The 9974-nt window shown below is 38.2% G+C and carries 10 protein-coding genes; 3 read left to right on the forward strand and 7 right to left on the reverse strand.

Translation table 11 applies throughout. The features are described 5' to 3' along the window. From PX484_RS09380 to cbiD, 3 genes are all read right to left on the reverse strand, one after another. The coding region (locus PX484_RS09380) for a DUF262 domain-containing protein (RefSeq protein ID WP_288103594.1) at positions 1 to 453 on the reverse strand (453 nt) is incomplete at its 3' end. 88 nt (positions 454 to 541) lie between these two features. Then, entirely contained in the window at positions 542 to 2167 is a 1626-nt protein-coding gene (guaA, locus tag PX484_RS09385) for a glutamine-hydrolyzing GMP synthase (RefSeq protein WP_287664657.1), read from the reverse strand. Positions 2168 to 2307: 140 nt separating this feature from the next. After that, positions 2308 to 3435 carry a cobalt-precorrin-5B (C(1))-methyltransferase CbiD gene (cbiD, locus tag PX484_RS09390; protein ID WP_288103597.1) on the reverse strand — a complete coding sequence of 376 codons (1128 nt, stop codon included), beginning with the start codon at positions 3433 to 3435 and terminating at the stop codon, positions 2308 to 2310. A 699-nt stretch (positions 3436 to 4134) separates the two neighbouring features. Between cbiD and PX484_RS09395 the strand changes: the two genes are divergently transcribed. The 3 genes from PX484_RS09395 to PX484_RS09405 all read left to right on the forward strand — a co-directional run bounded on the left by PX484_RS09395 (position 4135) and on the right by PX484_RS09405 (position 5944). Next, complete coding sequence (locus tag PX484_RS09395) at positions 4135 to 4341, forward strand: hypothetical protein (RefSeq protein ID WP_002800555.1); 207 nt, start codon at positions 4135 to 4137, stop codon at positions 4339 to 4341. 176 nt (positions 4342 to 4517) lie between these two features. After that, complete coding sequence (locus PX484_RS09400; RefSeq protein WP_002800554.1) at positions 4518 to 5615, forward strand: RRXRR domain-containing protein; 1098 nt, start codon at positions 4518 to 4520, stop codon at positions 5613 to 5615. A 59-nt stretch (positions 5616 to 5674) separates the two neighbouring features. Beyond that, positions 5675 to 5944, forward strand: coding sequence for a DUF4351 domain-containing protein (locus PX484_RS09405; RefSeq protein ID WP_002800553.1), 270 nt, complete (start codon positions 5675 to 5677; stop codon positions 5942 to 5944). A gap of 157 nt (positions 5945 to 6101) precedes the next feature. Here PX484_RS09405 and PX484_RS09410 read toward each other — a convergent pair whose 3' ends face one another. From PX484_RS09410 to PX484_RS09425, 4 genes are all read right to left on the reverse strand, one after another. Beyond that, complete coding sequence (locus tag PX484_RS09410) at positions 6102 to 6866, reverse strand: hypothetical protein (RefSeq protein ID WP_287767595.1); 765 nt, start codon at positions 6864 to 6866, stop codon at positions 6102 to 6104. A 164-nt stretch (positions 6867 to 7030) separates the two neighbouring features. Then, entirely contained in the window at positions 7031 to 7321 is a 291-nt protein-coding gene (locus PX484_RS09415) for a nucleotidyltransferase family protein (RefSeq protein WP_287767593.1), read from the reverse strand. Positions 7322 to 7373: 52 nt separating this feature from the next. Then, on the reverse strand, positions 7374 to 8198 hold the full coding sequence (locus PX484_RS09420; protein ID WP_287767592.1) for a hypothetical protein: 825 nt from the start codon (positions 8196 to 8198) through the stop codon (positions 7374 to 7376). A 135-nt stretch (positions 8199 to 8333) separates the two neighbouring features. Beyond that, on the reverse strand, positions 8334 to 9848 hold the full coding sequence (locus PX484_RS09425) for a type IV secretory system conjugative DNA transfer family protein (protein ID WP_287669701.1): 1515 nt from the start codon (positions 9846 to 9848) through the stop codon (positions 8334 to 8336). Positions 9849 to 9974 lie beyond the last annotated feature (126 nt).

A 9974-nucleotide genomic window follows, 5' to 3' on the forward strand; every position in this document is an offset into this window, starting at 1 on the left:
TAGATCTTGATATTGGCAGCCATTGAGATTATCTAAAAATTCTAAATCTTTTAAAGTAAAACTATTATTAGGTGTGTCACTGTCACCATAAAACTGTAAAATTGTTAGTAGGCGTTGTTTGCCATCAAGAACGATAAATTTACCTTTTTCCTTATTATTAGCAGCTAAGACAATCAGTGGGACTGGAAACCCTAGAATTAGGGATTCAATAAATCGACTTTTACGAGTAATATTCCAAGCATCTCGTCTTTGAAAGCGCGGATTAAGTTGAATATTTTCTCGAATTAATTGATCGCGGATCGTTGCGGTAGTCCAATCACTGCTGGCAACAACAGTCTCGGAGATTTCTTTGAGTTGTAGCTTTTTTTGGTTTGCTGATTCTCCTTCAATATCTTCTTCTTCTTCCGCAAAATCCACCTCTTCTCTTTCTTCCAACATCTCTAACTGTGCCATGGTAGTAATTAATCTCCTCAATTGTCTATTCTGCAAAAATCCCGCCCCAATATTTGGACGGGAATAACAATCAATCAATAATTCAATACTACTCCCATTCTATAGTTCCGGGGGGCTTAGAAGTAATATCATAAACCACGCGGTTAACTCCCTTAACTTCATTGACAATGCGATTAGAAATTGTCTCCAATAAATCATAGGGAACCCGCGACCAATCGGCAGTCATTCCGTCTTCACTGCTGACTAAACGTAGGACAATAGGATAAGCGTAGGTACGTTGATCTCCCATTACTCCCACACTGCGGACAGGCAATAAAACCGCGAAAGCTTGCCAGAAATCGTGATACATTCCCTGCTTATTAATCTCGTCGCGCACCACCCAATCTGCATCGCGCAAAATATTTAATTTATCTGCGGTGACTTCCCCTAAAATGCGAATCGCTAAACCGGGGCCAGGGAAAGGTTGACGACGAACAATTTCTTCCGGAAGACCGATTGATCGACCTAATTTTCTCACCTCATCCTTAAATAATTTTCGCAGGGGTTCGACTAATTTAAACCGGAGATTTTTCGGCAGTCCACCAACGTTATGATGACTTTTAATTTTAACCGCGACTCTTTCCCCGGTTTTGGGATCCACATTACTATCGGCCGATTCAATCACATCGGGATATAAAGTTCCTTGGGCCAGATAATCAAAGGGTCCCAAACGATTCGATTCTTCTTCAAACACCTGAATAAATTCATGGCCGATACGACGGCGCTTTTCTTCGGGATCGGTGACACCGGCCACTTGCGCTAAAAATCGCTTTCTAGCGTTGACATACTCGACTCTAATATGGAATTGCTCGTTAAATATCTGCATTAATCGTTCTGGTTCACCCTTACGCATGAATCCCTGATCGATAAACATACAGGTTAGTTGATCACCGATCGCTCGATGCAAGAGGAATGCTAAGGTAGAGGAGTCCACACCGCCAGATAAAGCCAATAAAACTCGCTTATCGCCCACTTTTGCCCTAATTTCTCGGATCGATTCCTCGACAAAAGCTTCCGTGGTCCAAGTGGGTTCGCATTTGCAGATATGATAGACGAAATTGCGAATTAAGGCGATTCCTCCCACAGAATGGACAACTTCCGGGTGAAACTGCACTCCAAAGAGTTTTTTCTGGTGATCGGCAATGGCCGCACAATCGGTATTATCGGTATGAGCGAGAATTTCAAAACCCGATGGCAATTCCACGCAGGAATCCCCGTGACTCATCCAAGCGGTGGAACCGTCCTCGACATTGGTTAACAAATCGGTAGGATCGTTGATAAATAGGGATGCTTTGCCGTATTCGGCCCGTTTTGCCCGTTCTACCCTGCCCCCTAACTGCTGTACCATCAATTGCATCCCGTAGCAAACTCCGAGGATGGGTACACCTAAATTCCAAATTTCGGGATCACAGTGAGGCGCCCCTGGATCATAGACGGAATTGGGACCGCCCGAAAGAATTATTCCTTTCGGGTTGATTTGGGCCAATTGTTCGGCGCTGGTACGATAGGAGAGAACTTCGGAGTAAACGTTCGTTTCCCTGATTCTGCGGGCGATTAATTCAGAATACTGGGAGCCAAAGTCAAGAATGATGATTATTTGACGATTAAGGCTATTAGTGAAGGACTCTGAGGGCAAAGTCTCTTGGGGGGTGGGAAGGGGGGTTTGAGTTGTCACTACGATCAAAAAAAGAAACTGGCAGGAAAAGGTTAAAGATTTGTGAACTAAATCGGCTATTGTTCTGAAAATAAGCTAGAATAGTTTAGCCTTATTAGTTTCATTTTTTAAGACTAAATATTCCCACGATCATAGCACGGTCACTGGGGAGTAACTGGTAGATTTTGCAAAAATTTAAGGCCATTTTCGCTTTTGCTGATCAAAGAACGAGAGCGATCGAATAAAATACAACCGACCCTAAGATGACCGTTACTGTGGTTATAAACGTATTCTTGGCAACGGCGATCAATCGTATTAGCCATTTCTCCATAGATGCGTTCCACCCAATTATCTCCCGTTTGCCGGTCTAATTGACGCAGATATTCCAGACCGTTTTCGCTGGTGCTACTGTCAAAAATTTGCTGGAGATGGGGGGTAGCTAAACCCATTTTAGCGGCGTAGGCGGTAAGAATTTCCCGACGACCATCGGCGAGATGATGGTGAGTCTGAAAGATTCCCCCGGCAAGTTTAATTAATTTACCGTGATAACCAAACAAAAGAATTTCAGAGATTCCCTGTAATTGTGCCTCTAATAACATCGGCCCGATCCAATTGGCTGTTTTTACCAAAATATCAGGATTAATACCCATTTGAGGGGCTAAATCTAAGCCATTTTCCCCGATACAAAACACCAAGCGATCAAAACGAAGGGATAAATTTTTTAATTGCTCGCGAAAGATTTCCAACTGTCCGGGGGCGCTCAGGGGTTGGGAAATGCCAGTGGTACCCAACAAAGATAACCCCTCTACTACCCCAAAAGCGGCGTTAGAAGTCCTTGTGGCCAGTTTTTTGCCTTCTGGAAGAATAATCGTCACTTTGATGCTTTCTTGGGGCAGTAACAGGGGTCTGAGGTTTTCTTGCAGCAGACGCTGGGCATAACTATAAATAGCTGATTTTCCGCCATTATCAACCTGTAGGCCGATTCCTTCGCCGCCTTGAATCTCTATCTCTTGATTACCCTTTTTTCTTTCTACTAACGCCCATATAGGGGTATTTCTAGTTAAATCTAAATTATCCCCCGGATCGCTGCGGGTGATGGCTAGGGCAGCATCGGGGTTGAGTCGGGCAACTTGTTCGATGGCAATTGTAACGGCTTCTGGCGGTTCTAAAAGATTAAAAGTAACGGAATTTAGCTCATTTTCGCCGTGGAGATGCTGGAGAGATGCGATCGCACTGGCACAGGCAAAAACCGGTAAAGTGTAACCGGAACGGGGTGGGGAGATAGACATGAATAGGGTCGATAGCCAATCAAATTAGCCGTGATCTCATTATATAACTAAGGGGCAACCTCTGCTATTTTTGATGATTGTTTGACATCCTCACCCTGGGTGCAGAGGATGTCAAACGCTATTGGCAATTGGCCAATTTTGTGATACACTTGCCTATAAGAATTTTAAGGGATACTAGCAATTAGAATAGTTAAAAACTCGACTTATTTGGTCGATTGTTGCTTAACAATTGAGATGGCAAATTCTACAATGAGACTAATTTATGATATGATGAAAGAATGTATGATAATGTTTGTCGAATCTTAGCGTCACTTTTTTCAAGGGATATAGCCACTTGGTTAATCGGAGAACCGATTACATTAACCGAGTTGGAACCGACTGAGTTACTGATAGATCCAATTAGAGTAGATAGTTTGATTTTTTTACAATCAGAAGACTTAATTCTTCACATCAAATTTCAGACAGATCCGAAAGAAGATATTCCTTTTAGAATGGCTGATTATCGTCTGAGGATTTATCGTCGGTTTCCTCGAAAAAGAGTTTATCAAGTGGTTATTTATCTGAGAAAAAAATCAATCTGCTGCTGTCAAAATTAATACCTTTGAGTTATTAGAACTACAACATCGTTATAATGTAGTTAGACTCTGGGAAGTTCCCAGTGAAACTTTTCTAGATGTATCAGGTTTACTTCCGTTTGCGGTGTTGTCTCAAACTGATAATCCAGAAAAAGTATTACAACAAGTAGCTCGTCAAATTGAAAAAATTTCTGATAACATAGAGAGAAATAACATTGCTGCCTCAACTGGTATTATTGCAGGGTTAGTTTTAAATCAATCTATCATTAAAAGATTACTCAAGGAGGAAATTGTCACTAACCCCGCCCTAAAAGGGACGGGGCTTGCCTAGACCAATTTAGGCGACGCAAGTAGAGACTACCGCATTGAGACACAATCTGGCACAGACTTCCGAATACTTCCCTAGTTCGGATTACCTCTCAGCTTTATTGGTAAAGCGTTGTTAGACAAGACATCTTGATTGTGTTGCGGTAAGGGACTTTAACTTCACTCTTAAGGATTATCTCCATGGCAAGAGTTCCTGTTATCTCAAAAGACGGAAAGCCGTTGATGCCCACTAAACCCAGTCGGGCCAGACGGTGGATTAAGGAAGGAAAAGCTATCGGTAAATTCAACGACTTAGGTATTTTCTATGTCCAGCTAACCGATGAACCTTCCGATAGTAAAACCCAACCGATTGCCATTGGTATTGACCCGGGTAAATTATTCTCTGGAATTGGCGTTCAATCCTCTCTTTTTACTCTTTGGAAGGCTCACTTAGAACTTCCTTTTAAACGAGTAAAAGAGCGCATGGACAATAGACGGTTAATGCGAAGAGGACGTAGAGGAAGACGGATTAACCGCCAACTTCCTTTTAATCTAAGAGCGCATCGACAAAAACGATTTTCAAATAGAAGACAAGGAAAATTATCCCCCTCAATCAGAGCTAATCGTCAACTTGAACTTCGAGTCGTTTCCGAACTAACCAAAATCTATCCAATTACCGATATTTATTTTGAGTACATCAAAGCCGATATTGATCTAACTTCCGGTAGAAAAGGAGCTAAGTCTGGAAAAGGTTTTTCGCCGGTTATGGTTGGACAAAAATGGGCTATTGAGCAACTGTCTCAATTGGCAACAGTCCATACTCGCTTTGGTTGGCAAACCTCTAATCTCAGAAAACATTTGCGACTAGAAAAGTCTAAAAATAAAGCAGAACAATCACCCGAAAGTCATGCTAACGATGGAATTGCTCTTGCCTGTTTTCAATTTTTAGATTATTTGCCATTCCATACTTCTAATGGACATGGATATGATTGGAAGGGTTATGTTAAAGTAACAAACGCTCCCTTTGCTGTCATCAAACGTCCTCCTGTTAGTCGTCGTCAACTTCACCTGATGGTTTTTTCTAAGGGTGGTAAACGACGTAAATATGGTGGCTCTACCACAAGACATGGGTTCCGTAAAGGAGATTTAGTTTCTTCTCCCAAAGGGATTGGTTATGTTAGTGGAGATACCGAAAAACAGCTATCTGTAAGCGATACCAGTTGGAAACGATTGGGACAAATAGCTGTTAGCAAGATTCAGTTAATTCGTCGTTCTAACGGTTTAATTGTTTCTCACTAACTTGTATAAAGCCGCCCTCCGCTATCGCTAAAGGGCGGGGTTTCAGACCCATTTTTTCGATGAAGGAATCGGTTATTTATCAAGAAATTCTCGCTAAAGGAATCACAGAAGGTGAGATTTTAGGCTTTAAAAAAGGCGAAGCCAATCTAATTCTTAAACAAATTAATCGCCGAGTTGGTAATATTTCAACTGATTGGGTCAACAAAATTCAAGAATTATCTTTAGAACAATTAGAAGATTTAGGAGAAGCTTTATTAGATTTTACCTCTCAATCTGATTTAATTAACTGGTTTAATTATCTTGAAGAAAATAAAAAAAATATTAGATAGTTACACCCTGCAATCTAATAAATAATACTTGTCATTGATGAAAATTTTCTTTCCTGATCATAGCATTTTACCCGTACACAACCAATAACGCTATATTTGAGGAATTAAATCAAAGCGATCGCCTATAGCATTGTATAATAAAGTTGTCTTGAAATAATTAAGAGAAATTTACATAACTACTGATATAAATTAACGGAAGTTCTAGTAAATCTCGCTGATAAATGCTAGTAATAAAGAAACGTGCAGCCTTTTTTCGATGCTGATTTAGTCGTTGAATTTGAGACTGTACGGGGGTAAAATAACGATGATAAACATAACTGTCTTTTTCTTGCCAATTAAGGTATTGATAATGAGGATCATAAGCTAGTTTTTTAGCTTCTTCCGTGAGATTAATCGGACAGAGATCCACTTTATTTAAACAGATTAATAAGTGAGAAACTTGAGAGCATTCTTTGAGCAAAAAGTCAACCCATTTTTCAAATCTTTTGATCCATTGTTGACGAGTAATAAAATGATCTAGATTGTCTTTTTCAGGATTAATAATCTCTCGATAAGGTTCTAAAATAACTAAAACCGCATCTGCTGTCTGAATTTTATTTAATGTTTCTTGCCACATCTCATCATGAACATCTTGCCAAGATTTTTGCCAAATTTCTCCTAATGTATCAATTATATCTAAGTCAATTGTTTGAAGACCAGCTGTTAAATAAGCCTTAAACTCCATATATGTTTCAGAAAACCCGCATTTTCCTCCGTTTCTTGTTCCGGCTATTGTAATTCCTCTATCGTCAAGTATAAAAGATTTCATGAATTTATAATCGGGTTCTACAACTTTGATATAATGACCATTAGGATTAAGAATTTCTAGACAAAGATGTGTTTTTCCTGCAATGCGATCGCCGATACAAATAATTTGATTCACTTGTTTAACCTCCATGTTGTCAACTAATTGTAATTCTTTTCATTGGCAATAATTTGATGATTGAATTAATAAAGATTGATAGAATCTGTCTTTTCTCTCCTGTGTATAAGATTCGATTCGTTCAATTCTATCTAAAATATCACCTAAATAAATTAAGTCATCATTCATAAAGGAATCACCTCTTTCATGATTCTTTCCCGAAAACAATCTCGTAAACTGTTAATAGTAGCCACATCAACCTTACAGCCTAAATAATCTTCTAAGTCTTGAATTAAACCAATTCTATCTAATAAGTTGCGCCCTTGTTCCATTTCTACTAAAAAGTCAATATTACTGTCATTGCTGTCTTCTCCTCTGGCAACTGATCCAAATATGAGAATATTAAATGCTCCATGTTTTCGAGCAATTTTTATAATATTCTCTCGTTTTTCTTGAAGAAGTTGATAGCGTTTCATTTTTATAATTTCCCGAATATTTTTTAAGCAAGATGAGTTTTTTCTACAATAATTATAGTATTTTACCCGTACATAACCAATATAAGGGTTCAATTAGTCCAAAAGGTTGCCATTCTTGATGATTTCTAATCACGGCCATTGTTCCCCGTTTACTTTTTGATATAATAATTGAATTTGGTTCACAATATTTACCAAATACTCCGAAGGATGAAGTGGTAAAATATTCAACTTTTCCCTTGTCCTCCTGAGTCCAATTTTCTAGGATTGCATACATTTTAGGAAAGCGTCTTTGTACCAGACCACGAGGATCATCTCGATTAACCCAAAGTTCTGATAAATCACATTTCGTGACAGCAAAAGCGATACGACAACCTTGCGGGTTCCGCTGTGTTAAATCTGTGGTAAATTTTTCTAAAGACTTAGCATATACCTCATCTTCTCGATGAGATGTTCCATCTATTGGTAAGAAATATTCACCTATATCACTAAATAAATCATCATAATATTCTGTGAAGCTATGAGATGATGAAAACTCTTTAATATCTCTCAAGAGATTATCTGGCATATCGTAGATACCAAATGAAACTTTTTCTGTATTTTTAGTCCAAAATAATCCTTTTATTTCCAGAGTAATAGTAAAACTATATAAAGGATGATAGCAAAAGCTATCGTAAAATTCTGTTACTTCTAACATCACTTGCTCTTTTAAAATGTTTTCTGCCTTATAACTCAATTTTCTTTCATCCGCACTAATCGGTGTTACTTGACAAGATAAGACCTTTAAAGATTTTACCTGATGTTTTTGATGATAAGCTAAAGTCGCAAGATAAGTGCTTAATCCTGCTGCAGAAGAACCTATACCTATGATAATAGTCATAACATTTACCTCAGAGAAATAATGTGTTTAAAAAGGTTGAATAACTGGACAATTAACCCCAGCAACTTTAATCCTAACAAAGGATATAGTTAGGGACATAATACTATTATGTCTTAAGTTTACCATTTTCATCTTTCACTTAACAGAATAATCAGTTAAAAAAGGTTTAGTTACTGGACTATTAGACGCATTAATTCTAACAATAGCACTGCGATTACTTCTGAGTTTAGCATAGGGATGAGAGGTAATCTCTCTAATACCTAAAATGGGAATCCTTTCAAATCCTACATTTCTTTGACCAAAAGGATTTGCGCCGACTACACCTTGATTTACCATTGTAATTATTTGACGAGAATATTCTCCTAATTGTTGACTTAACCATTCAGCCGTTTTATGACTAACTCCTTGTAAAAATATCTGAGTTCGACAATTATTTAAAGCAGGTAAAGTTTTATCAGAAAATTGATCAATGTGTTGACACATCAAGACAACTCCTGCTTTAGCATTGCGTCCAATAGCGGTTAATTCTTCATAATCAAGATTCTTTAAGCGTGCTGCTTCATCACAGATAAAATAAGTGGGTATCCAGTTATGTTGAGGGTTTCTTAAACGACGATACATCACATTCATTAAATAACGAATCATAACCGCAGCTAAAGCTGAACCAAATTTTCCATCGGCTAAACTTTGACCAATGACTAATGTATGACGATTTTTGCCATTAAAACTTGATAATAAATAAAGATCACTTTTTCCGTCACAAATCGCCTTAACATCTCTATCTTGGAAAGGTGTTAATTTATTCAATAAAAAACTAATATCTAAGCCAAAACGATCATCAGGTAAACTTAAATAAGATAACTTAGCTTCCCATTGTGCCATAATATAAGGATTGGGAAAACAATGTTGTAATAACGCTCTCATTCCATTTCGATCTACTAATAATTCGGGTAATTCACTCGGTTTAATTTTGACAATATTTTGCTTGCGTGCGCTGACAACTACTCCTAAAATAGCGGTTAACCAGCCAATATCTCGCACCCAAAAAGCAGCATTTTGATCATTATCATTGATATCGCCATATAAGGCCTCCGCTAATGCTCTAATTTCCTTTTCTGTACCGTATTTTTCCAATTCTTCTAGGAAATTCCAGACAATTCGATGATTCCGATTACTAATATCCCACGTCATCAAACGAGAGCCAGTTTTTTGTGTCATAGGGAACAGACGAGCGCTCAAAAATCCCGCCGCATCAACCACAATTAAATTACTAATATTCATTAAATTTTCGGCAGATTTAAGCAAAAATTCCGTTTTTCCTGCCCCTGTTGGGCCAACAATTAATAAGTGTTGATGAAGATAGTCATGAGGAAGCCAAACATCCCGACGACGATTACAGCTATTATTACTAATTTCGACGTAATTTCCGAGCCAAAAGTCGCCATTATTAGCATTTCCTAACGCCAAATTACTAGCTTCTTGTTTATTAGCAGTTTGCGAGTAATCATAAAGTTCATTGTAACTAACCCCCGGTTTTAAGGATTCTCCTGTCCCTAAAATTAGCAATTTTTTTCCGAATAGGAGACGATTTCCGCCTTTAAACCCTTGATTTAATGTCCATCCTAATCCTTTTGCCGCAGCAATTCTCATTTTGAAAACAAAAGAAGATAAAGTTCTCTTGTTCACATAGAGAACTTCTGTCTAATTATCATTTTTTTTCAAGATAATCATCATAATTAGCTTCAAGAGACAGTTTTAAAATATCTGCCCATAAAA

The organism is Microcystis sp. M49636_WE2 (genome assembly GCF_030065375.1).
Lineage (GTDB): Bacteria > Cyanobacteriota > Cyanobacteriia > Cyanobacteriales > Microcystaceae > Microcystis > Microcystis aeruginosa_C.